Source organism: Shewanella sp. SG44-6, assembly GCF_014164185.1.
Lineage (GTDB): Bacteria > Pseudomonadota > Gammaproteobacteria > Enterobacterales > Shewanellaceae > Shewanella > Shewanella vesiculosa.
The window spans coordinates 59,468-82,650 of sequence record NZ_JACJER010000002.1; the positions used below are offsets into that span (position 1 = coordinate 59,468).

The window sequence follows — 23,183 nt, forward strand, 5'->3', positions numbered from 1 at the left end:
TATCTAGCTTATTAATAACATGTAATTATTCAGCGTTATATGGAAAATGAAATCATTATTTATGACTAAAAAAACCAAAAAGTCTTCGGTAACCACAAAAAAGACAGGACCCTCTTGGTGGCGAAAGCTGTGGTCACTCACATGGAAATTATCCATAGTTGGTATTGCCGTTGTAAGCTTTTATGCTATTTATTTAGACCAAATTATTGCGCAAAAATTTGAAGGCCAAAAGTGGCATTTACCTGCGCAAGTTTTTAGCCGTTCAATGGCGCTATACCCGGGAGCTGCGATAAGCCATCCTCAGCTAATGGCTGAATTAAAACTATTGGGTTATCGTAAAGTGGCTAACCCACGTCAAGTTGGCGAGTTTTCAGCATCCAGCACCCGCATTGAATTATGGCGTCGGCCGTTTTTGCACCCAGAAGGTAACCAAGTCGCACAAAAAGTGATGATTAGCTTTGACTCTCAGGGCGTGAGCTCGGTTAAGCGCATGTCTGATAAACGTGAATTAGCCGTATTTCATTTAGAACCAGTTTTACTTGACCGTATTATTGCCGGCGATGGCGAAGATCGCTTATTTGTGCGCGCGCCTGAAATGCCTTCGATGATCATCGATGCGCTTATTTTAGTAGAAGACCGCAGCTTTTATGATCACTTCGGGGTAAACCCATTGGCCATTGCAAGAGCTGCAGTTGTCAATATCACCGCGGGTCGTACCGTTCAAGGTGGTTCAACCTTAACTCAACAGTTAGCCAAAAATTTCTTTTTAAGCAGTGAACGTTCAATTGTGCGTAAAGTACGTGAAGCCCTTATGGCGCTGATCATTGATTTTCGATATAGCAAAGATGAAATTTTAGAGGCTTATCTCAATGAAGTGTACATGGGCCAAGATAAAGCCCGTGGTGTGCATGGTATGGGGCTAGCATCACAGTTTTACTTTGGTCGCCCCATTGCTGAGCTGACCGTGTCGCAACAAGCCTTTTTAGTTGCGGTCATTAAGGGGCCTTCTTATTACAATCCTTGGCGTTATGCTGAGCGAGCCCAAGAGCGACGTGATCTAGTATTACGTTTATTGATGGAAAACGATAAATTAACCGTTGCTCAATATAAAGCAGCTGTAGAGTCGCCTATTGGTCTTCGTAGTGCGACAAAATCGGTACATCAAAAATTACCGGCATTTTTTGCCGTGGTAAAACAAGAGTTACGCGACCGTTATGGCGACTCATTACTCAAGCAATCGGGTGTTAAAGTCTATACCACGCTTGATCCTATGGCCCAAGAAGCAGCTGAAAAAGCCGTGTTATCTACCATGGCATCACTGGATAAACGGGCTAAAAATATTCAAGTCGGTATGGTGGTTACCGATAAATACACCGGTGGTATTGCTGCCATGGTGGGCGATAAGCAACCCAGTTATGAAGGCTTCAATCGTGCGGTAGAAATTAGACGTCCAATCGGATCGTTAATTAAGCCATTCGTGTATGCTAGCGCATTGCGCCAAGCGGATAAGTTTACCTTAGCGACCCCAATTGAAGATAAACCTATTACGCTTCAAAATGAGCAAGGTAAAACTTGGTCGCCTAAAAATGTCGATAAAAAGTTCAGCGGTCAAGTGCCTTTATTAAGTGCATTTAAAGATTCAATGAACGTTCCAACGGTAAATGTTGGTTTGGCTGTTGGAGTAGACAAGGTTGCTGCTACGTTAAAAAGTTCAGGTTGGGATGATGATATTTCTCCTTATCCATCCATGTTACTTGGTGCTGTAAATGGTTCACCATTAATGGTGGCTCAAGTTTATCAAACCCTTGCAGATGAAGGACGTTATCGTAAGTTATCATCGATTACTGCTGTGCTCGACAGTCAAAACCAAGCATTAGATGTTAGCCGTGTGCCATCGTCGATGGCGATTGATCCTGCTACCGATTATTTAGTCCAATATGCAATGAATCAAGTGGTGCGTTCTGGAACCGCTAAGCGCTTAGGTGCTGCATTCCCTGGCGTACGTCTAGCGGGTAAAACGGGGACCAGTAACGACAGTCGCGACTCATGGTTTGCCGGTTTTGATGAACGTAATGTGGCAGCTATTTGGGTTGGTCAAGACGATAACAGTAAAACTGGTTTATACGGCAGTAGTGGTGCAATGGCTGTGTATCAAGCTTTTCTAAATGAACGTCCGCCGCTTAGTTTGCGTATGATGCCTGTTAATGGCGTAATAAACGGTTATTTTGATCGAACAACTGGCGCGGCTAAACAAGGTAATTGTGACAATATTGTTGGCTTACCGGCTTTAGAATCAAGCTTTCACCCAGTGGCTAATTGTGGCGAGTCACTCTCGTGGTGGCAGAAGCTGGTGGGGCAATAATTGATCTGCTAACTCGTCTTAAAGTATAAGCCTATTTCAGGGCAAGACATCTGAATATAAAAAGCCCAAGGTTAAATAACCTTGGGCTTTTTATTGGATTCAACGTTGGTTTAATAATGGCTAATGTTTATCTAGCTGTTGCCTTAACTTTTTGATTTCATCGAGCATGTGTTGTTGGTTTTGTTCCATTTTCTGCTGGTTTAGCTGCATTTGCTCCAGCGCCAGATTTAGCTGATTGTTAATGTGTTCTTTATGTGCCGTTTGGGCTTCTTGTGCCTCGGTACGTTCTTGCTCATCAGGAGCGACGAAAACAGAAGCCATGTAACCCGATATCACCCCAAAAAAGCTAACCCCGCTGATAATCACTAGCCCACCAATAACATGACCAATTGTAGTGACAGGGTAAAAATCCCCATAACCGACTGTTGATATGGTCACTAAAGCCCACCAAATGGCTTGTTCTGCAGTTTGGATGTTGGCGTTAGGCTCAGCGCTTTCCACTAATAAAATAAGTACTGATGCAGCCGCTAAAATTAACACCATAGCGACCAATAAGCTGGCCAGAGTCGTTTGTTTACGTTGACGCAATAATGGGATGAGTAATGAGCGACTCATGCGGATTAACCGAATGACTCTTAATATTTGGAATATACGTGCAAAACGCAGTGCTTCAATAGCCGGAATACTGGCAATAAAGTCAATCCAATGATGGCGGATGTAAAAGGCTTTGTTGCGCGCTTTGACTAAACCATAGAAAAATTTGGTCATGAAAATGACACATATGGTCGTGTCGATATAGAGTAATACTTTGTTCGTTTCAGCGCCTAACTTGCCGAAAGTCATGGTCAATACAATAACCACTGAAATTAATGATAACACCATCATCGCGAGTTCGAATGGACTCGGACCATCGACGTTTTTAATTGACCAACTTTTAGATTCGAGCATGTCGTTAAATCCGTTTACATTCGTTAGCCGTTAGGCCTAGTGAATTGATTAGCTTTATCATAACAAAAAACGCACAAGGCAGGGGCCTAGTGCGTTTTTTTAGTTGGCATAATTAGCATAAAACCGTGTTTATTTTGCTGATTTATTATCAACGAAGTGGACTAAGTCATCTAACACACGCTTTTTAATTTCCAGTTGTGACTCACTGTCTAAACCGTATTTCTGCGCTAAAATAACATAGTCAGCAGCATCTAATGACACGGTTAAACGCGGACGTTTAGGTCGTTTAGATACCGATAATCCTAGTATCGTCCGAATTTGGTCTGATGGACTCACGCCTTTGTCTAAGGCCGCTTTGCGGATCGAGTATTGAAACTTCTCATCCAGATCAAAAGCCACTTGAGTCGCTTTCGCCGCTTGTTGGTTTTTAAGCCATTTCTCTGGTAACGGTTTGCCTGAACTCATTAGAAAATCGTCTCCTACCTGTATCAGCTTGCTGGCCAGTATTCTCTAATATCTGTCAGTGGTCGATATAATGTCAACATCACTTCAGTGTCGCCACTTTCGTAAACTTCAATATCTACCGCATGAGAGTCAGCAGAGTTGACTAAGCTGTAGCCTTCAAAACCTTCACCGCGGGCATCATCGTCATTTTGAGGCGGCTTTAAATCTCGATAATCTTGACGATGGAAGTAGCCAAAACTAGCAAATTCGGCTTGATGATATTCATCACTGAGCCATTTATCTAGCTCGGTCGCTAATTCGTCATTCAGAGTTTGCAGAGTGAGTGTTGCTTTACCTGGTTCTTCAAATATTTCTGCAAATGCATCAAGGTCAAACAATTGTTCAACCAGGTCACGATTTATTTTGATTGAAATACTTAAGTAAGATTCGTCTTCTTGAATATAGGATAGGTAAATTGCCGTGCCGCTATGGCCACGCAATAAGAATTCACAAAGCTGCGAGCGCTGGTATTCATAAGTATGAATAGCCTCAACCTTAAGCTGTTGCCCACGCAATTGCGTGGGCAAAGCAAAACTGTCATCAAAGGTGATCATATCACCCTTGAGCAGTTTATTAGGGTGGTCAAGCTGACGCTTCGGGGCTTCTTTTTTGCCGAATAGGCCGCTAAGAAATCCCATAATCGCTTAGCCTTTACGTGCTTTGATGCGATCTAACACTGCATTAGCATTCGACTTTTGCTCACCAATACCAGCTTCTGCTAGTTTTGCGTGTAATGACTTATCGCTATTTTCTTCAGCTAAGGTTTCAGACGCTTTTAAGCGGTCATCAAATTGCTGCTGACGTGCTTTGATGCGCTCAAGTGAATCTTTAGCATTAAGCAGTTTTGAGTTGCTTGAAGCAAATGAGTCAGTGATAGTCGCAGTCGCTTTTTGTACACTTTCAGTTGTTTTGACCATGGTTAATTGACGTTGATAATCATTTAACTGACGCTCGGTCTTTTTAACTAAGTCTTTTAAACGCACTGCATGCGAACTAAAGCTGTCATTGGCAGTTTGTTGCTCGGCTAACTCTTCGTCTAATTGAGCAATCTTTTCTGCAATTTCAATCGCTAATGCTTCATTGCCTTTTTCTAGCGCCTGGGTGACATAACCTTCGTGTTCAGCAACGCTGCGCTTTAAGCGATCAATTTCGCGGCTAGCTTGCATTTCTTTGGCCATCACGTCGGTTAATTCACGTTTAGCGCGAGTTAAATGTTTTTCTGCATCTCGAATTTCTTGTTCAAAAATACGAGTTGAGTTTGCGTCAACGATATTTTGGCCAACTTCTGTTGCACCACCACGAAACGCTGTAAGAATCTTGTTTAGAATGCCCATAATTGGCTCCTTAGTTTAAAAATTCGACGAGTTCGTCGATGACTTCCAGACAGTTGTCTGAGAGTACTGCTAATTCTTGTTCAATCTCTTCCATGCTTGAAAGCACAGATAAAGCTCCGTAAACCACATATTTATCATCAATTTTAGCAAACGATGATAATGGCATTGGAATGTTCAGTTCTAACATGGTCTCAAACATTTCAGACCGACGAGCTTGATTTACTTCGTTTTCGCCCCACAAGTAACTGATGCACAATATTTGGTTATCAGTTACTGATACAAACACCGGAATTTCTTCGCGGCCGACAATATTGACTTGTAACACTTCAACATCACCGTCAATCGGATAACAATCAAATTGAAAACCGGTTTTGCTATGATCGCACAGTCCGTTTAGGTGACTTGCAATAGTATGGATGTTCATATTCGTCCTTAATTGACATATTATGTCTGTGAGTAAAGATAGCATCTAGACATAATATGTCAAGCGCTATCTGGTCCAATTAAAAAAGATTAATTACTTCATTTTCTGACCAAGCTGCTAAATGGTAGTAATACAGCTGCAATGAACCAATTTCGTTCACTTTGATCTTGTCTATATCGGCATAAAAATGCTTAGGGAATTCAAATGAACCATGGATAAGCCCAGGAGTAAGCCATTCTTCTGGCACCGGAATATTATCGATGGCGGCTAATCGCTGCTGTGGATTTTTGCCCATCTTACTGCCGATACTCCAACCCCATTCCCCAAAGCTCGGCACATTATGATGATACTGTTTTACATTAAATCCTGCTGCAGTAAGGGTTTTCCCCACCGATATAAACGCTTTTGGCGCATGATAAGGTGACGTTGACTGCACAGTGATCACGCCATCTGCACTGAGTAATTCATTGAGCTTGCGATAAAATAAATCTGAATACAATTTATTTAAGTCTGGGTGGCTTGGGTCAGGCAAATCGACAATGATGGCATCAAATATTTGACCTTTTTGGATCAGCTTATCAACCCCGTTAAACGCATCATCGACCATTAAGGTTAAGCGTGGATCGTTTAACGCATCGCCATTTAATGCTAATAATGCATCGCTTAAGCGTTTGGGCATATCTGCTGGTGGCGATTTAAATAAGGCTAATAGGTCTTTATCCAAATCCATTAAAGTAACGGCTTTAGGTTGCCATTTGAGTACTTGTTTTAACCCTAGGCCATCACCACCGCCAATAATTAACACATTATCGTGCCGTGCGCTGGCTGCTAATGTTGGGTGAACTAAAAAGCTGTGATAGATGTGTTCGTCGCTGCTCGAAAATTGCAAACGGCCATTGATGTATAAATTATAAACTGGCGGTAAACCACCTCCGCGCAGACGCTCAGTAAAATTGAGTTGCTGGAAGCGCGTTGCTTTGGCATACACCACATGATCTTTATATAACAGGTTATTAAAATGCTGTTCCCAGCTAGGGCCTTTAACGGCCAATAAACCAATCACCACACTGGCAATAATATGGCCTATGAGCAGTAATTTAACATGATTGATTTTTGACCAGAAACGCCAAATAAAGATTAGCCCTGCGATGAGGTTAACACTGGCGGTGAGTGCTGCAGCCAGTTGAATATCGATGGCCAACATAAAGCCGACCCAAATAGCGGCACCTATGCCTGCACCAATGTAATCGGCACCATATATGGTGCCGGCATTATGCAGTAAGTGTGCTTCAGACAAAGATTGCCGAACGCGGGCAATCAGCGGTATTTCCATGCCAATCATTAACCCAAGCAGTACGCCCCAAACATAGGGTAGGTATGCGCTAAGGGTTTGCAAACTTGCAATAAAGCCACCATTAGGTAGGTGATCCGGCGGCAGCCCTAAAGTATTGGCGATGGTTAATGGCAGTTGTTGACCAAAGCCAATTACGGCCGCGGTAACGATAATCGCAAATGAGCCACACAGTGCTACAGTTAATTCGAGCATAGCAAAGCCAGTGAAAGCGCATTTAATTTTCCGTGCAGCAAAGGCTCCCACACCCATAGACACAATCATCAAGCCTATCATGGTGTAAATAGCTGCTTCTAGTGCGCCAAGAATTCGGCCCGCATAGTGAGATAATAGATATTCATAAATGAGACCACATCCCGCCAACGAGGCCATGATGCCGAGTAATAAGGCATCATCAAACCACGATACTTGACGGGATGGAGGGGAACTTTGCTGTGAGCCCCCTGATGTAGTGTTAGCGGGAAGTTCATCGAGCAAAGGTGTTGTCATAAATTAAGCCATTAACGCCGTAAGAATAAGAGCCACGGCAATACTAATCGCCATTTCAACGGCTGCGATACCGATGTTTTGTTGTTTTTCGACTTCCTCGGCAAGATTAATACCGGCCAATACCAGTTTTTTTACCACGGTTATCAATAGCGATAATACCACCAACATAATCAGTGAAAATACGCACCAACCAATAATGTTACTGACGTGAGCCGTTGGATTGTATGCAATGAAATGGCTTGCGGCGTTAAAGCTTAACGCCATGGCAATCATGTAACCGCTATGACGCAATGCTAATGCCGTTTGACCTTGGGTTAAGGCTTGTTGCATTGACGCACCTTGATTACGTTGAGCGTAACGTTTTTCGCGCAGTCTGGTGAGAATAACTAACATTAATTGGGAGATTAAGAAGGCGCTGAAAATAGCGATAAAGGTATCGATGGTAATATCTTCTGCCCACATTAATACTGCGCGGATAATAATGGCAGTGGCAATAGCCGCCGCAGCATCAACCACAGCCACAGAGACATTACCTTTGAGAATTTCAGCGTTTTTCGCAAATTCATTTAAGGCGATTTTGTCGTGTAAAAAACGGCCCAATTTAATCAGTACTAAACCAAATAATCCGTAAGCCGACATGCCAATCGCTTCGGTTAAATAAGACGGTGCTGCCTCGCCAGTTATGGCGCCGGTAAGCACAATGCCTAATGCTGCGATTGCACCTGCTGTACTAATACCAAAGGCGAAATTGTCACGTTCTGCTAGCTCGGCACTGCTGTTAACTTTAACACTCCAGCCTTGCAAGTAACGCATTAGCGTCAGTAAAACGATAGCGATGGTTAAATCAATGGCTAAGATAATCGCCAAATGTTGAGTTAAGCCATATTCTTGAAAAAATGTCATGGTGAGTCCTTACCTATTTTCCACGGCTAACACCGCGACTAGTGCGGCTGCTTGAGTTACGGAAACTGCTGTCTTTTGAATAGCTCGAACGAAATTTTCTACTCGCGCTCTGAGTGGTACTACTGGCTTTAGGTGCGCTAGCACTTTGACGCGACAAGCTTGTAGAACCTGTTCGAGTTTTTGCATAAGGGCTGTCAAATCGCTTCCCCTGGCTGTCAAAACGTTTCTTGGTTTGTTCAAAGGTTTTTGCTTGCGAAGTGGCTTGTTTTGGTGAGGTATAACGGTAACGTCCTACATCATTATAATAACTGTAACCACGGTTACCCGACCAACGGTCGTAACTTGTTGGACGAGTAAAGTTAGAAAACATCGCATACATGCCATACCAAGCCCAAATCGATGTGCCACTTGAATTGTTTTGCCAGCTACCATAAGCAGGATTACCCACTAGCTGGCTGCCTGCACCACCAACGTCGGTTCCATTCGCGAGCGCTTCGGCTTCACGGCTGATTGCATTGACTCTGGCCAGTTGGCCATTAGACATATCAGCGACAACATTGACTGGATCAGACAGCATATCATTATACAAACTGCTGTCTGCAGCTTGATAAACATTTTGGGCTTCAGCCAGTTGCTGGTCTAAATCAATAAAGTTAGCGCTATCGTTTAAGTCTTTATAACGACGCGTTAATGACTGAAACATTGGACCTTCAGTGCCGGCATCTTTTGCCAACTCTTCGAGTAAAGGTGTTAAGTCTGATTGGCGCTGAGCGAGAATACTGGTGTATTGTTTAAGTAACGTCGCATTACGCAGCTGATTGTTGTCGAGTGAACTGGCCAACAGATCAAGACGTTGTTGAGTCAGTTGCTGGTACTTAGCAATTTGTTCCGGTCGGTCGTCACCGCAGCCGCTAAGGGCTAACGTGGCAAACAATACCGTTATCAATATGAGTACACGGGGGAGGTGACCTACCATGTTTTCTCCAAAATGTAGATTTTTCATGTGCTAATTCAATATGACACAGGTTATAGTAATCTGGGTATCAATGATATTAATCTGATCATTTTACTGACCAATAGGTATACCATTCACGACATAATATGTCCAACGTTCATTTTCTTTAGGGATCATTATTGCCATGCAAAACCAAGGTAACAAGGTATTATCTGCCGCTATGTTAGACAGCGCAGATCGTTACTGGTTAAGACTCTGCGACAGTTGGCCTGAGGCTAAAACCGCACTGCCCCCCTCGCAGCAGCAAGAGCTAAAAGTCGTATTTGGCTTGAGTGATTATATTGCTGAGCAACTTTGTCGTCATCCAGAATGGATTGTGCAGTTATTTGATGGCCTATTAGATGATGTAGTGCGCAGTGATTTTGATGCTCAGTTACATTCGCTGTTAGTTGAGTTAACTCAAGAAGAGCAGGTTAAGTCAGCCTTACGTTGTTATCGTAATCTACAAATGGTGCGTTTAGCATGGCGTGATTTTTTAAATTACACTCCAGTAGAAGAATCTCTACTCGACTTATCTGCACTGGCCGAAGCATTGGTTATTGCTGGACGAGATTGGTTATATCAAGAAATGTGTCAGCAATATGGTACCCCCATGAGTGCCGAAGGTACGCCGCAACCTTTATTGATTTTAGGTATGGGTAAACTGGGTGGCCGTGAACTTAATTTTTCATCTGACATTGATTTAATTTTTACCTTTCCAGAGCATGGTGACACGGTAGGTGGAAGACGTACTCAGGCCAATCAACAATTCTTTATTCGAATGGGCCAACGCTTGGTAAATTTACTCGACCAAGTGACGGTTGATGGATTTGTATTTCGTGTTGATATGCGTTTACGGCCTTACGGAGAAAGTGGTCCGTTAGTCGTCAGTTTCAGTGGTCTAGAAGATTATTACCAAGAACAAGGTCGCGATTGGGAACGCTACGCCATGGTTAAAGCTCGCGTATTGGGACCTTGGTCTGGCTATTGTGACGAGCTACATGATTTATTACGCCCATTTGTATATCGCCGTTATATTGATTTTTCTGCGATTGAATCATTACGTAAAATGAAGCAACTCATCGCTCAAGAAGTCAGGCGTCGCCAGTTAACAGATAACATTAAGTTGGGCGCGGGAGGGATCCGCGAGGTCGAATTCGTAGTGCAAAGTTTTCAGTTGATCCGTGGCGGCCGCGAACCCGCATTGCGGCAACAAAGTTTATTTGGTGCCATTGATACCTTGTACAGCCTTGGGCAGTTGGAATATTTAGCGGTTGATGAGCTTAAACATAGCTATATTCTTTTGCGTCGGGTGGAGAATTTATTACAAGCTATAGATGATAAACAAACACAAACTCTGCCCAACAATGAGCTTGATTGGCAGCGGCTCTGTTATCCATTAGATATTGAAAACGAAACAGAACTTCGTCAAAAGATTAATACTGCGATGGCTACCATTCACGGCCATTTTAATGCCACGGTCGGTGGCACTGACAGTCACGAACAGAATGATCATTGGACATCATTATTTTGGAATGTGCAGCAAGATGAAGACGCTAATGCCTTGCTGCAAGAACAACAAATCGATGATAGCGAATTATGGCCGTTATTAAGTGAATGGCATCAAATGGTGTCAAAACGTTCTATCGGACCTCGAGGGCGTGAAACCTTAGACAAATTAATGCCTAAATTACTCGAGGAATTGGTTAATCAGGCGAAACCGAGTCAAGCTTTTAAGCCCGTTGCCAACGTGCTAGATAAAATATTAACTCGAACTACTTACCTTGAGCTTTTATGTGAAAACCCGGGTGCTAGACAACAATTAGTCAGTTTATGTTGTGCAAGCCCCTGGATTGCGCGTGAGCTAGCTAATTTTCCTATGTTGCTCGATGAGCTTATTGACCCGTCGCAACTGTATGACATCACTTCGATTGATGATTATCCGAGCGAATTACGCCAATATTTATTACGAGTACCAGAAGATGACATGGAGCAGCAAATGGAAGCGCTGCGCCAGTTTAAATTGTCTCAACAACTCAAGATTGCTGCGGCCGATGTCACAGGTGTTTTACCTGTCATGCAGGTCAGCGATCATTTAACCTTTTTAGCCGAAGCAATTATTGAGCAAGTCGTGCTGCAAGCTTGGCATCAAGTAGCGTCTCGCCATGGCACGCCTGAGGGAACAAGCCCAAGTAATATGGGGTTTGCAGTGATTGGGTACGGTAAGCTTGGTGGTATTGAACTGGGTTATGGTTCTGATTTAGATTTGGTTTTCTTACACGGTCACAGCGGTTCTGGCAGTACAGATGGCGAACGATCTATTGATAATGGCCATTTTTACCTAAAGCTTGCTCAGCGTGTGGTGCATTTATTTGCTACCCGCACCACATCTGGAGAATTATATGAAGTTGATATGCGTTTACGCCCATCGGGTGCATCAGGCTTATTAGTTAGTGAAATAGAGCATTTTGGTGCTTATTTGCAGCAAGAGGCTTGGACCTGGGAGCATCAAGCTTTAGTGCGCGCTCGTTTCGTGTTTGGTGATTATTCACTTGCGGGTCGTTTTAGTGAACTACGTGCGCAAGTGTTGCAAATTGAGCGCGATAAAGTGGAGTTGGCTAAAGCTGTTAGGGATATGCGCACAAAAATGCGCGAGCATTTACTTCAAGCAGAAGCAACAATATTTGATTTAAAACAGAGCGCAGGTGGTATTGCGGACATTGAATTTATAGCCCAGTATTTAGTCTTAGCCTATGCGCATCAATATCACGAGTTAACTATTTGGTCTGATAATGTGCGCATTTTTGAAGTGTTAGCCGAGTTGGAATTATTGCCGGTAATGCAAGCTCAGCATTTAACTCAAACTTACTGTTGGCTGCGTGATGAGAATCATGAACTGACCTTACAGCAATTGCCCGGTAAATTACCGCAGCAAAGCGTGCAACCCAAAACTGATAGCGTCATTGAAATTTATAATAATATTTTACACATTTGATACTAAATGAAGTGGTTAAGATCGATATTTAGTTCTATAACTGTCTTATTGAAATGGTGTTATTTGATTAAGTTGGACTTTTAATGCTTCTGGCTCCGATACCTGAAAATGAGCATACTCGACTCGAAACGCTTCGAGGATTAAACATGCTCGATACCGCAGCTGAAGATCGCTTTGATCGTGTCACTCGGCTAGCAAAACGCTTATTTTCAGTATCGATTAGCGTGATAAGTTTAATTGATGCCGATCGTCAATGGTTTAAATCCTCACAAGGATTAGATGTATGCGAAACCCAACGTGATATTTCTTTTTGTGGTCACGCCATTAATCAGCATGGCATTTTCATTGTACCTGATGCGCTAAAAGATCAGCGTTTTGCCGACAACCCACTGGTACTCGGGCCACCTAATGTTCGATTTTATGCCGGTTATCCATTAACTATGCCTAATGGCGTGATAGTCGGAACCTTGTGTATTATTGATGACAAGCCGAGGTCCTTTTCTAAAGATGATGAAGCAACTTTAGAAGATCTTGGCAATATTGTTATAGATGAGCTGTTATCGATTAAGCAAAATACTTTGGATGCGTTAACGGGTATTTTTAATCGTCGCGGCTTTGAGTTACTTTCTCATAGAACAATGGCCCGCAGTGATAAGCTCGGCTTTAACACCTGTTTGATTTTTTTAGATTTAAATGATTTTAAATCTATTAATGACGCATTTGGTCATGAAGAAGGAGATAATGCATTAAAAATCTTTGCCCGTTTATTAGTCAGTAGTTTTCGTGGCTCAGATATTATTGCTCGATTTGCTGGTGATGAATTTGTGGTATTGCTGAGTCAAACTGATGAAACTATTGTCAATGATGTATTACGCAGGTTCCAGCAGTCTGTTGAGCAGCATAACCAGCACAATGCTAAACCTTACCAATTAACTTACAGCAAAGGTGTGGTGCATCGACAAGCAAATCAGGCATTATCCTTGTATGAATATTTGGTGACAGTCGATAAAGCCATGTTTGTTGACAAAGCAAAACATCACCAGAAAAACGAAACGGTAATTAAATAGACTGTTACTCATGAATGATGCTGAATTACTCGCCGATAATGGATATACCCTTGTGCTTAATCTTAGTAAAAGATGATGTCCTGTCACTACTATTATTTTTCATTTCAACTTACTCAATTATTAATTTATCTACACTCAGCAGATTACCTCTATTGATGGCTTAGCCTAATATCCAGTGAACGACAATGAACTAATTTCATTTAAAATCAATGCTTTATTTGCAAGTGCTGTCTCAAGCGATACCAGCATAGCCAAGCCAATATTGGCATAGGGTATTGCCGCCTTAACGGCTTCTTTTTGCGGCAATTTGATAAGTTGGCGTAGCATTGAATACACACGCAGAAGAATAATAAATCCAAGCACAATAACAGACGGCATTTAGTGATCGCTAAATGACTTTTTTGCCTTGTCATGCCCTCTGCTATTCCTAGTATGGGCATTAACAAAGTGGATAAGGTTTCGCAGGTCGCCTTAGGGACTTTTAAATCTGACTTGATTAATTCTGCACTTAAGCCGAGGACAAAAAAGCCATCATAGTACTAAGCATGTTATCGCTTCTATCTGTTATAAACTATGGTGATGCTGCCTTGTAGTCATAACAAAGTGAAATATTTTAAATCAAAATGGCGCAGTAATATTGAATAAATCTAGGCTGTTATAGTTATTAATAGCAGATCTGTGAAGTACTGATCTATTAAGTATTGCTAGCGTATAGTATCGTTAATAAGAACATAGCAATATTAATGGTAGAGCCTGTAATGAAAAATGAAATTGATATTCATCGTGCGTTAAAAGTGTTTAACAAAGTCACTCAATATGGCGAAAAACGTGCGCTTGAAGATGGTCTTAGTGGCCATGATTATTGGTTGTGTGGTATTAGTGCCCAAACGGATCACGATGGCTACACCATTACCTTGTCTGATGCTCAAGTTAGTTTAACGGTGTTTTTTCACAATAAGTATCAGTTCGAATATCCTACCAATGATGCGCTCGATAATTTTTTACGTCGATTTAATGACGTTGAAAATTTCCAAGCATCTTGAGTAAAGCATTAGGGTTATTAAGCACTCATAACCTTGCATCACATACTTTACGCCCATTGTTGCATTTCGATTAGGCGACTGTAAGTGCGTCTAAATTCAAATTGTAATGCCCCATCAATGTATAAATCTTCCAAGCTAAACCTGCTATTGAGGATTAACATCACTTTTTGATCGTATAGTTCATCAACTAAACTAATAAAGCGTCTGGTTGGATCATCCTCACTGGCATAGGACAGTTGTCGCTCGCCTGTGATGGTTGCTAGTGAACCATCTTCGGTGCCACGTGCTCGAATCCAGCTTCGTAGTTCTCCGCCTAATATCGGTACATCGCTGAGTAAGATATGGCTAAATTGTCCCGCGAGTTCAATATAATCTAATGCTGATCGTGGGCCTTGGCACAAGGCTGAAAAGGTAAACCAAGCAAGCTGGCCGTGTATAGCCATAATGGCAATGTCTCTATGGCATACCTCAATTGAGTGTGGCAGGTTTTTGAGACTCGCATGAGGTTGTGGGTATTGTTGACATAATTGTTGAAAAACAACCTTGGGCGCCATTGATGATGGCTGTTTTAGCCAAGGTGGTGTAGTCGTTAATATGTTGGCGTTAGCGTGTAAACGATGATCAATTTGACCATTTAAATGGATTGATTCGGTATATTGTAGAAGCAGATCAATAGTGGGTAAAAAACGATCGCGCTGTAATCCGTTTTTATACAAGTCAACAATCGGCACATTTGACGTTGCAACTAAGGTCACTTCTGACTGAAATAATGTCTCAAATAATCGCCCAAGTAAAATGGCATCACCGATATCAGATACAAAAAATTCATCGAAGCAAATGACAGAATATTTGGCTGCAATTTGCTTAGCAATATGAGCTAATGGATCGCGGATCCCCGATGTTTGATTTAATTGCTGATGGAGCATAGCCATAAAACGATGAAAATGAAGACGTAATACGGTTTTATTTACTTCAGACTGCGGGCTATATAGGTACTGCTCAGACAAACTTTGATAAAACAGATCCATCAGAAAGGTTTTCCCACGACCAACATCTCCCCACAAATATAAACCGCGGTTTTTTTTGTTAATCGATAGACATTGCTGATAGAGCGAATCTAAGGCGAGTACTGCTTGCTGTTGCGCAGGATCATCAAGCATGTTTTGTTTAATGCGCTGCTGATAGGCTTGTAATGGCGACATAACACTTAAGCTAAATTGTTGAGCTGAGTAGTATACCATTAACTGTTGCCTTTATTATGGTGCGTATTTCCTTTAAGCTCTTGTGACAAAAATAACAATCTATTAACTCTGAGCGTGAACCCTGAGTATTAATCCTAACAAGGACCCAGACATGAATCATAAAAATAAGGGGATGACCTACATTGGTGCGGATATGACATTAGAAGGTAATGTACGTATTCAAGGTCCTGCAATGGTTGCTGGCCACACTAAAGGTACTATTAACTCTACTGATCAAATCAAAATTGAGCTGGGAGGCGTGATTGAGGGTGACGTTTTTTGCCAAGAGATGCGCGTGTCAGGATTATTTAAAGGCAAGTTACATTGCAATAAGTTAATTATTGTCAGCTCGGGTATTGTAGAAGGTGAAGTGTCGAGTCATCAGATGGAAATTTATGATGGCGGTCAATTCATCGGTATGCGCACTAAAGGTCCTGATGCATCGCAGTTACCACAAGCTGAAGCTGAGCAATCATCACATCAACAGGCGCAGCAGGCTAGTGTTACTCATTCGGTTTTTTCAGGGCGTAAATTCACTTATGCCGCAGTTGCGACTATTTTGATTATTGCCGGCACAATATTACAACCAACCATTAGCTCGGCATTGAATCGTGGTCAAATATTGTCATCTGACAACAATCAAGCCAGCGCAGAGCAATACTCACAATCAACTGCAACAGCAGAAGATGCTGAGGTCTTATTTCAAGATATAGATCAACAGACTTCATTTGTCGATCAAGCTGAAGCATTGATAGGGGCTGGTCAAAGTGATATTAATGTGGCGATGGAAGATTTACATGAACTCGCTAAAACCAGTGAGGCTATGGGGGATAGCCAAACAGCGAGTGACGATGTCGAACAAATCGAGCCAGCGTTTGGCTCGCCAGATAAGTAAGCATCTTTTTATTAAACCCATAAAAAAATGGTTTTATTAACCACAGTGTTTAGTGGAGTAATAAAACCATTTTATGCTGTTTTGATACAGCCAAATATTTCGATATTACTTATGGATTAATGCGAGTTGGCATACCTGTACGTTGCTCTAGCAATCGCTTTAATATAAATGAGTCAGTTTGTGGGTGAGCAACAAAGCGAGTGGTTTCTTTATCAAATGATAATGCTACCGGCTCAGTCGAATCAAACTCAGCTTGAGTGCGTGATAGCGGCTGATGAACTTCTAAATAACGATTACCATCAGGTTCTTCAGTCGCTTTAATGGGTTGGTTAATAAATTCAACACGAGTACCTACTGGCACGGTATTAAATAAATGTTCAATATCTTCATCGCGTAAACGAACACAACCAGAACTGACGCGTAAACCAATACCAAAGGTGGCGTTAGTGCCATGGATTGCATATAAGTTACCCACATACAGTGCGAACAAACCCATTGGATTATCAGCGCCTGCAGGCCATACTGCTGGTAATGTCACTCCTTTTGCTTCGTAAGATTTACGAATATTAGCAGTTGGTGTCCACGTTGGGTTTGCGCGTTTACGTTGAATGGTTGTTACCCACTTTTCTGGAGTGTCTTTACCAATTTGGCCAATACCAATAGGCAATACTTCAACAATATCTTTTCCTTTTGGGAAATAATATAAACGCATTTCAGCGCTGTTTATTACTACGCCTTCACGTTTAGTGTTCGGCAAAATTAGTTGATGTGGGATTAATAAAGTGCTACCGGCTTTGGGTAAAAAAGGATCCACGCCAGGGTTTGCTTCTAATAAGTTAGTTAATCCGAGCTGAAATTTTGAGGCGATTTGTTCTAGGGTTAACTTGCCCTCAGGAACAACATAGTATTGATTTTCACCGACTAAATTGCTGCCTTTAGCAGGTAGACGATATTCAACGGCAGCACTCGAAAAACTGAGTACCATAGCCGTTGCTGCAATTAAAGTAGTGCGTAACGAATTCATCATAAGCGTTATATCATTCCAAAAACAGACGTTATACCAGTCAGACTACAATATCTTACCAAGTTTGACTATTTTGTACTGGTCATTAGTACATATTAATAGCGCGCATCCTCACTTATTACGCTTAATATTTCAACTGATTTTTTCCTGTTTCGTTATTTAAATCCTAAACGTTTAGTAAGCTGATGTAAGTTGTCTGGAGCGATTGGCAACTGATGTTCTTTTAGCGCTAACTTATAACCTATTTGAGTGTCTATTTTGTGGAAGAATGACTCTTGAAATGGATTATTTATAAGACTTAAGCTTATGGGTATTTTATGCAATCGGCCTTAACACCGTAAGCGATGATGCACACTTTTAGCCTCTTTAATTGACGATGCTGGGTTACGCTCCTATCGCATCTAAAAATATGTATTTGGATTTTTGCCTATATAGCTATCTGAGTATTTACCGAGGAAAATTGCAGTAAAAGATGTCCTCGATGAATCCCCAAAGTACGTACAAGACGACAGTAAAACCAGATACTAGTGAACATTTATTTAAATTAATGTTTATTTTTAATTTTATATATCAATTGGTTATTTTTTTACTCTGCTTATTCCTCATCAAAATAGATTGTTGCACTTTTAGTTAGCATGCTAACCAGTTATAATGCTTAGCATGCTAACTAAGTGGTGCCTTAATATGATTTCTACAGAATTAGAGCGATTAAAAGAGCTACATCTTGCTGAGCAACTCGGTCGGTTACATCGATTATGGCGCACTGTCGCAGATGTTGAATTAATTCCTTTAGGCTTAACTCATCCTCGCTGGACCGCGCTGTGGAAGCTATTACGCTTGGGCGATAATGTCAGTCAAAAAGTACTCGCCGATGCGTTAGAAATAGAATTGCCATCATTAATGCGCACTTTGGGGCAATTAGAAGAACATGGATATGTTAAAAGGCGTTGTTGCGATACTGATAAGCGAGCACGAATTGTCAGTTTGACCCCTCAGGGAACCGACATTCTGAAGCAAATAGAAACACGGATTATGCAAATCCGTGCTGAATTACTCAATGGCATTAGTCATCAAGAATTAAATGAATTTGAACGTGTGATCAGTCTGATTAGTGCTAATGCTATGGCTAAGCTTAATCAGTCTGATGACCCTTTTAGTGAGAAGTAACATGACTCCAGATCAACAATTTGCCCGTCTCGTTAAAATATCGATTGCGATGTTTGTATTCGTATTCGGTTATTTTATGTTTGCCGATGCCGTAATGCCAATGACGCCACAAGCTATGGCAACACGGATGGTCACCAAGGTAACACCACAAGTCAGTGGAAAAATAGCCTCTATTAAGGTCGCAAATAACCAATTTGTGGCCGAAGGGGATGTGTTGTTTAGTATCGATTCAGCCTCTTATGAGTTAGCAGTTGAGCGAGCGACATTAGCCTTAGAGCAAGCCAAACAAGATAATGCAGAACTCGATGCATCGATATTAGCCGCCAAAGCCGACGTGCAAGCAAATCAAAGTAATGCACAGCAAAAAAGCAGCGAGGCAAAGCGTATTGATGCTCTTTATTCTACACGCGGTGTATCGCAGCAGTTAGCCGATCAAGCTCAAAATGATGCCGCAACCGCCGAAGCTAACTTACTTGCCGCTAAAGCTCGCTTAACTAAGTTAATCGTTAGTCGTGGGTTTAACGGCGCGGATAATTTAAAAGTTCGCCAAGCTCAAAATCATTTAGCTCAAGCCGAGTTAGACTTGTCATATACTCAAATTCGCGCAGATCAAAATGGGGTTGTCACTAACTTACAGTTGGAAGTCGGTAGCTTTGCTACAGTCGGTCAGCCTTTATTAGCACTCGTATCAGAAAACGTTGATATTATTGCTGATTTCAGAGAGAAAAGTTTACAAGGTATTGAGCCACAATCAATTGCGCTGGTTTCATTTGATGGCCAACCTGGCCATTTATACTCGGCCAAAGTGAGTTCCGTTGATGCAGGTGTGAGTGCCGGACAATTTGATGCCAATGGCCGCTTGGCTGATCCCCAAGAGTCGGTGCGATGGGTACGTGATGCCCAGCGCTTACGTTTACATTTAGAGCTCGATCAACAAGCCGTTAGCCTATTGCCTGCAGGGGCTCGCGCCACGGTGCAATTGGTGCCCAATAGCAGTTTTCTCGGTTTTTTGGCCAAGGTACAAATTAAAGTCATTAGTGTGCTGCACTATATTTATTAAATGAAGCATTAACTTCAATCATTATTTCCCTAATCCATACTTATAGCTGGTTACCACTTTTTAGTGTTGACTGAACAAACCATTTATTAGGGGGGGTGATTTGGGTGCAGTATTCTCTCCAATGCGAAGGTATTTTACATGTTGCTACGCCACAGTCCTTTGACTAAAAACGATTTACGTCAATGCCTTCGCATTGCAACAGGCGCAACGCTTGGGTTTGCTATTTGTAAATTTTTCGACCTAAGTTATGGAGTATTTTTTACCGTCACCCCAATGTTACTGTTGGGTTTAGTACCAGTGATGAATGCCCATGCAATGCGGCAACTATTAGCATCATCGGTGATGGCTGGAATTGAGGTGGGTATTCTAGGTGGTTTATTTGGTACTCATCCAGGGATGATCTTGCCAATTGTGTTTATACTTTTTCTGTATCGATTTGCGGCAATGTCACGAGGCAGTTTGTTTTTGTTCGGCGCTAACGGGGTGATCAGCTTAAGCATTATGCTGCACTTTGCCAGTTATCCGAGTGTCGATATTAATAATCTTATTTTTAATAATTTTTGGGCGACGGCAGCATCTGTCATCATTGCTTACGCTATGACCGCTCTTTGGCCAGATGTTGAACCACGTCCGCCAATGGCATCGGTTGCTAAAGCGTCTAATCGTATGCGTCATGAAGCATTACTCGGTGCATCAATTGCGACAGCATCATTTGTGGTTTTTCAGGTATTTAACTTGCGAGACTCTATGTCAGCTCAAGCCACCACCTTATTATTGTTATTCCCCATGCATTGGAATGGTGCACTCGGCTATGCCCGCAAGCGTGCTATCGGTACCCTGCTTGGAGTGACCTTTGGTTTACTAGGACAAGGGTTACTTTATGATTGGTCTGGGCAACTGATTTTTGTCATACCGCTATTGTGGATAGGCTTAATGTTATTTAGCCAAGTGCATGTGAGAGAGGCGAGTGGCTCAGGAGTGGGGTTTGGCGCCATGACCACATTAGGCATACTATTTGGCCAATATTTAACCCCCAATAACGATCTAGTATTTAGTGCTTTGTATCGAGTCAGTAGTATTCTAGTGGCAATAGTGGCAACTTTATTATTGTGTTATTTAGTGCATCGCTTATTGAATCAATTTACAGCGACTCGATTTGGTTGAACGATAGATGTGTGCGGTAAATCGATCTAATTTGAGTATATTCGTTTATCGATATTATTCAGTAGTTAATTGATGATTTTAGCTGCAGCGTGCGGTTAGTTTTATAGACATATTTACTATAGACATTTGTTATATAAATGCTAATAGTAATGGATGGTATATAAAAAGGACTTAACATAATGAAACAAAATACTATTATTTTTAGCTTGATATTGAGCTTTCTCGCTTTCGCCCCATTTAAAAGCCAAGCAAATCAATTGCCTGAGTGTAATACTTCTGAATGTATTGAATACTTTAAAGCCTATCGAATTTTAACTAAACGAGGCCATTCCTCAGCGATGGCCATGTTAGCTGAATTCTATTATACCGGTTATGGTACCGATAAAGATTTAGACATGGCGTTAAAATGGTACCGACGTGCAGGTAAATATGGCGTACTGGATGCAAAATATAAAGCGGGCGTTTTGTATTTACAAGATACTCCTTTGAAAGATGTCGATGAAGGTGTTGAGTTTTTAAAGTACGCATCAAAGATGGGCCACTCTCAATCATCGTATTTATTGGGTAAAATGTATTTAGGTGGTGGCATGGTAGAACAAGATTTGGCACTTGCAGATCAATACCTTGCTAGAGCTTATGAAGAAAAGAATCTTGCCGCCAGAAATTATGGGCAAGTACTTTATCTGCATGAATCTACTAAAGATTTACCTCTGAGCAATCTTTATGCTTTAATTTCAAAAGATGTTGTCACGTTAACCCCTGAGAAAACGGGTTCAAATGAGCAAACTGCAGCGATCATTTTTCCTCAAGGTGAAATGGAAACCATTGACGTACAAATGGATACATTTGAAGACATGTTTGGCTCGCATATCACACAGTTGAACCACATGATCCCTGACACATCAAAAGGCACTGGATCTAATATAGCCGGACAAACATGTGCAAAAATGTGGGGATGTAGTAGTGAAGGTGACGGTCAACGAATCCAGGATGTCATGTTATCTGATTGGGGCTTAGAAACACTTCAATTCAGACTTGAAGGTTCAATATTTATCATAAAATAATAGCTGAGCTAAATAGAATAATTAGTTTCAATGACAAACGCGTTATGTTGCAAGTATGACTAATGACAGAGCAATTGCAGGTTGTCATTAATGTCATAATTAACACATTAACAAGCAGTTTGATCAGCGTTTATTTAACGGTGATATAAAAAAGTGACTCGTTTTGCATAAGCAAGAGTCACTTTTTTCTTTTACAAACGTCATAATGAATATGTTTTGCAACAGATTATTGCCAGCCAATTTTCCACTGTTGCGGATCTTTAAGATTGCGCCAGTCAATAGCAAACTCTTGTGCATTCATTTCTGCCCTTATGATGCATTCAATGACGTTTTGCTGCTCGTCATATTCCACTTTACTGATGCTAAAATGCTTCAGTTTCTGAACCACGTTCACCTTGGTCCATTTGCTATTGAGTAATTTCTTAGGATGAATTGGGTTCATATTCGTTCTCCTATTCTCAGTCTTTCGATGCCCATATTAATATTCATGTTATGACTCATGACGTACCTAATCAGTACTGGTGTTAATCATTGTGAGAGTGACTAACTAATAACTGCTGCAATTGGCTTAGATCATTGATAATAATATCGGCGAGATGTTGATATTCGCTATCAACCCCATGATTAATAAAACAAGCTATCATGCCGGCATTGTTAGCTGCCTGAATATCATATAAATAATCGCCGACATAGATAATATGTTGCGGCGAAATTTGCCATTGAGTTGCTATCGCTAGCAGTGCATCCGGGGCCGGTTTTGCTGGATAATCTTCTCTGGTCAATACGTGATTGATGGCGATATTATTCTGTTTTACTTTCATTGCACTGGCGGCAAGGCTATTACGAGTCACTATAGCAGTGGGGAGTTTTGCCGCTTCAATAGCATTAATCAGCTCTGCCATGCCTTTAATCGGTTTGGCATTGATTGCATCTTGGTATTCATGATCAAGGATAATCTGATTGGCGCTGGCTTGAGTGTCTTTGCAGCTTAACTCGTCGACATATTTAAGGAGATCGATACTATCAGGACAACCAATTTGCTGACGAATTAAGTTAAAGTCTAAATTGGATTCAACTAAGGTACCGTCTAAGTCAAAAATAATACCTTTAATTTGCATTGGTAAATTCAATTAATACCCTTATCTAATTTATAT

General features: G+C 41.5%; 22 protein-coding genes. 9 read left to right on the forward strand and 13 right to left on the reverse strand.

From position 1 onward, the window contains the following. The first annotated feature begins 61 nt into the window (after positions 1 to 61). A complete protein-coding gene (mrcB, locus tag H5185_RS00675) occupies positions 62 to 2,362 on the forward strand; it encodes a penicillin-binding protein 1B (RefSeq protein ID WP_182696685.1) in 2,301 nt (766 codons plus the stop codon). A gap of 120 nt (positions 2,363 to 2,482) precedes the next feature. On the opposite strand, the gene H5185_RS00680 is transcribed toward mrcB, so the two are convergent. The 8 genes from H5185_RS00680 to H5185_RS00715 form a co-directional block, all read right to left on the reverse strand. Next, positions 2,483 to 3,310 carry an ion transporter gene (locus H5185_RS00680; RefSeq protein ID WP_182696684.1) on the reverse strand — a complete coding sequence of 276 codons (828 nt, stop codon included), beginning with the start codon at positions 3,308 to 3,310 and terminating at the stop codon, positions 2,483 to 2,485. A 129-nt stretch (positions 3,311 to 3,439) separates the two neighbouring features. Then, positions 3,440 to 3,775 (reverse strand): hypothetical protein, encoded by a 336-nt coding sequence (locus tag H5185_RS00685; protein WP_124018087.1) that lies wholly within the window; start codon positions 3,773 to 3,775, stop codon positions 3,440 to 3,442. 23 nt (positions 3,776 to 3,798) lie between these two features. Beyond that, the gene (locus H5185_RS00690) at positions 3,799 to 4,452 is read right to left on the reverse strand and encodes a hypothetical protein (protein WP_182696683.1); all 654 of its coding nucleotides are present in this window, start codon (positions 4,450 to 4,452) and stop codon (positions 3,799 to 3,801) included. A 6-nt stretch (positions 4,453 to 4,458) separates the two neighbouring features. Continuing rightward, complete coding sequence (locus H5185_RS00695; protein ID WP_124018085.1) at positions 4,459 to 5,148, reverse strand: PspA/IM30 family protein; 690 nt, start codon at positions 5,146 to 5,148, stop codon at positions 4,459 to 4,461. 10 nt (positions 5,149 to 5,158) lie between these two features. Beyond that, positions 5,159 to 5,572 carry a YjfI family protein gene (locus tag H5185_RS00700; protein WP_124018084.1) on the reverse strand — a complete coding sequence of 138 codons (414 nt, stop codon included), beginning with the start codon at positions 5,570 to 5,572 and terminating at the stop codon, positions 5,159 to 5,161. A gap of 79 nt (positions 5,573 to 5,651) precedes the next feature. After that, positions 5,652 to 7,412: a polyamine aminopropyltransferase gene (locus H5185_RS00705; protein ID WP_124018083.1), complete on the reverse strand. Its 1,761-nt coding sequence runs from the start codon at positions 7,410 to 7,412 to the stop codon at positions 5,652 to 5,654. Between the two features lie 3 nt (positions 7,413 to 7,415). Continuing rightward, on the reverse strand, positions 7,416 to 8,315 hold the full coding sequence (locus H5185_RS00710) for a DUF350 domain-containing protein (protein ID WP_124018082.1): 900 nt from the start codon (positions 8,313 to 8,315) through the stop codon (positions 7,416 to 7,418). Positions 8,316 to 8,328: 13 nt separating this feature from the next. Beyond that, positions 8,329 to 9,291, reverse strand: a complete 963-nt coding sequence (locus H5185_RS00715) for a hypothetical protein (RefSeq protein ID WP_124018100.1) — start codon at positions 9,289 to 9,291, stop codon at positions 8,329 to 8,331. Positions 9,292 to 9,454: 163 nt separating this feature from the next. Between H5185_RS00715 and glnE the strand changes: the two genes are divergently transcribed. After that, positions 9,455 to 12,304, forward strand: a complete 2,850-nt coding sequence (gene glnE, locus H5185_RS00720; protein ID WP_182741066.1) for a bifunctional [glutamate--ammonia ligase]-adenylyl-L-tyrosine phosphorylase/[glutamate--ammonia-ligase] adenylyltransferase — start codon at positions 9,455 to 9,457, stop codon at positions 12,302 to 12,304. Between the two features lie 83 nt (positions 12,305 to 12,387). After that, positions 12,388 to 13,371 carry a sensor domain-containing diguanylate cyclase gene (locus tag H5185_RS00725; protein ID WP_182741067.1) on the forward strand — a complete coding sequence of 328 codons (984 nt, stop codon included), beginning with the start codon at positions 12,388 to 12,390 and terminating at the stop codon, positions 13,369 to 13,371. Positions 13,372 to 13,577: 206 nt separating this feature from the next. Here H5185_RS00725 and H5185_RS23400 read toward each other — a convergent pair whose 3' ends face one another. Continuing rightward, the gene (locus H5185_RS23400; protein ID WP_182741080.1) at positions 13,578 to 13,868 is read right to left on the reverse strand and encodes a hypothetical protein; all 291 of its coding nucleotides are present in this window, start codon (positions 13,866 to 13,868) and stop codon (positions 13,578 to 13,580) included. A gap of 261 nt (positions 13,869 to 14,129) precedes the next feature. On the opposite strand from H5185_RS23400, the gene H5185_RS00735 reads away from it, so the two are divergent. Continuing rightward, positions 14,130 to 14,414 (forward strand): DUF3081 domain-containing protein, encoded by a 285-nt coding sequence (locus H5185_RS00735; RefSeq protein WP_165870174.1) that lies wholly within the window; start codon positions 14,130 to 14,132, stop codon positions 14,412 to 14,414. A 47-nt stretch (positions 14,415 to 14,461) separates the two neighbouring features. Here the strand turns inward: H5185_RS00735 and zapE are convergent, their stop codons facing one another. Beyond that, positions 14,462 to 15,655, reverse strand: a complete 1,194-nt coding sequence (gene zapE / locus H5185_RS00740; RefSeq protein WP_182741068.1) for a cell division protein ZapE — start codon at positions 15,653 to 15,655, stop codon at positions 14,462 to 14,464. A gap of 112 nt (positions 15,656 to 15,767) precedes the next feature. Here zapE and H5185_RS00745 point away from each other — a divergent pair, with 112 nt between their 5' ends. After that, entirely contained in the window at positions 15,768 to 16,550 is a 783-nt protein-coding gene (locus H5185_RS00745) for a polymer-forming cytoskeletal protein (RefSeq protein WP_182741069.1), read from the forward strand. Between the two features lie 109 nt (positions 16,551 to 16,659). On the opposite strand, the gene H5185_RS00750 is transcribed toward H5185_RS00745, so the two are convergent. Next, entirely contained in the window at positions 16,660 to 17,574 is a 915-nt protein-coding gene (locus H5185_RS00750; RefSeq protein WP_124018098.1) for a L,D-transpeptidase family protein, read from the reverse strand. A 687-nt stretch (positions 17,575 to 18,261) separates the two neighbouring features. On the opposite strand from H5185_RS00750, the gene slyA reads away from it, so the two are divergent. From slyA to H5185_RS00770, 4 genes are all read left to right on the forward strand, one after another. After that, complete coding sequence (slyA, locus tag H5185_RS00755; protein WP_182722427.1) at positions 18,262 to 18,741, forward strand: transcriptional regulator SlyA; 480 nt, start codon at positions 18,262 to 18,264, stop codon at positions 18,739 to 18,741. 1 nt (position 18,742) lies between these two features. After that, positions 18,743 to 19,801, forward strand: coding sequence for an HlyD family secretion protein (locus H5185_RS00760; RefSeq protein ID WP_124018076.1), 1,059 nt, complete (start codon positions 18,743 to 18,745; stop codon positions 19,799 to 19,801). 138 nt (positions 19,802 to 19,939) lie between these two features. Continuing rightward, positions 19,940 to 20,965, forward strand: coding sequence for a DUF2955 domain-containing protein (locus H5185_RS00765; protein WP_182741070.1), 1,026 nt, complete (start codon positions 19,940 to 19,942; stop codon positions 20,963 to 20,965). A gap of 179 nt (positions 20,966 to 21,144) precedes the next feature. Beyond that, positions 21,145 to 22,029, forward strand: coding sequence for a tetratricopeptide repeat protein (locus tag H5185_RS00770; protein ID WP_220487507.1), 885 nt, complete (start codon positions 21,145 to 21,147; stop codon positions 22,027 to 22,029). 226 nt (positions 22,030 to 22,255) lie between these two features. On the opposite strand, the gene H5185_RS00775 is transcribed toward H5185_RS00770, so the two are convergent. Beyond that, positions 22,256 to 22,471, reverse strand: coding sequence for a TIGR02450 family Trp-rich protein (locus H5185_RS00775; protein WP_124018073.1), 216 nt, complete (start codon positions 22,469 to 22,471; stop codon positions 22,256 to 22,258). Positions 22,472 to 22,553: 82 nt separating this feature from the next. Beyond that, complete coding sequence (locus H5185_RS00780) at positions 22,554 to 23,159, reverse strand: HAD family hydrolase (RefSeq protein WP_182696675.1); 606 nt, start codon at positions 23,157 to 23,159, stop codon at positions 22,554 to 22,556. Between the last annotated feature and the right edge of the window lie 24 nt (positions 23,160 to 23,183).

What these genes read in the sequence shown, in the direction of transcription:
- H5185_RS00690 (WP_182696683.1), bottom strand. Translation starts at nt 4,452, where the DNA reads ATGGGATTTCTTAGCGGCCTATTCGGCAAAAAAGAAGCCCCGAAGCGT.
- H5185_RS00750 (WP_124018098.1), bottom strand. Translation starts at nt 17,574, where the DNA reads ATGAATTCGTTACGCACTACTTTAATTGCAGCAACGGCTATGGTACTC.
- H5185_RS00695 (WP_124018085.1), bottom strand. Translation starts at nt 5,148, where the DNA reads ATGGGCATTCTAAACAAGATTCTTACAGCGTTTCGTGGTGGTGCAACA.
- H5185_RS00745 (WP_182741069.1), top strand. Translation starts at nt 15,768, where the DNA reads ATGAATCATAAAAATAAGGGGATGACCTACATTGGTGCGGATATGACA.
- H5185_RS00685 (WP_124018087.1), bottom strand. Translation starts at nt 3,775, where the DNA reads ATGAGTTCAGGCAAACCGTTACCAGAGAAATGGCTTAAAAACCAACAA.
- glnE (WP_182741066.1), top strand. Translation starts at nt 9,455, where the DNA reads ATGCAAAACCAAGGTAACAAGGTATTATCTGCCGCTATGTTAGACAGC.
- H5185_RS00700 (WP_124018084.1), bottom strand. Translation starts at nt 5,572, where the DNA reads ATGAACATCCATACTATTGCAAGTCACCTAAACGGACTGTGCGATCAT.
- H5185_RS00760 (WP_124018076.1), top strand. Translation starts at nt 18,743, where the DNA reads ATGACTCCAGATCAACAATTTGCCCGTCTCGTTAAAATATCGATTGCG.
- H5185_RS00775 (WP_124018073.1), bottom strand. Translation starts at nt 22,471, where the DNA reads ATGAACCCAATTCATCCTAAGAAATTACTCAATAGCAAATGGACCAAG.
- H5185_RS00725 (WP_182741067.1), top strand. Translation starts at nt 12,388, where the DNA reads ATGCTTCTGGCTCCGATACCTGAAAATGAGCATACTCGACTCGAAACG.
- H5185_RS00710 (WP_124018082.1), bottom strand. Translation starts at nt 8,315, where the DNA reads ATGACATTTTTTCAAGAATATGGCTTAACTCAACATTTGGCGATTATC.
- H5185_RS00680 (WP_182696684.1), bottom strand. Translation starts at nt 3,310, where the DNA reads ATGCTCGAATCTAAAAGTTGGTCAATTAAAAACGTCGATGGTCCGAGT.
- mrcB (WP_182696685.1), top strand. Translation starts at nt 62, where the DNA reads ATGACTAAAAAAACCAAAAAGTCTTCGGTAACCACAAAAAAGACAGGA.
- zapE (WP_182741068.1), bottom strand. Translation starts at nt 15,655, where the DNA reads ATGGTATACTACTCAGCTCAACAATTTAGCTTAAGTGTTATGTCGCCA.
- H5185_RS00715 (WP_124018100.1), bottom strand. Translation starts at nt 9,291, where the DNA reads ATGGTAGGTCACCTCCCCCGTGTACTCATATTGATAACGGTATTGTTT.
- H5185_RS00735 (WP_165870174.1), top strand. Translation starts at nt 14,130, where the DNA reads ATGAAAAATGAAATTGATATTCATCGTGCGTTAAAAGTGTTTAACAAA.
- H5185_RS00705 (WP_124018083.1), bottom strand. Translation starts at nt 7,412, where the DNA reads ATGACAACACCTTTGCTCGATGAACTTCCCGCTAACACTACATCAGGG.
- H5185_RS00770 (WP_220487507.1), top strand. Translation starts at nt 21,145, where the DNA reads ATGAAACAAAATACTATTATTTTTAGCTTGATATTGAGCTTTCTCGCT.
- H5185_RS00765 (WP_182741070.1), top strand. Translation starts at nt 19,940, where the DNA reads ATGTTGCTACGCCACAGTCCTTTGACTAAAAACGATTTACGTCAATGC.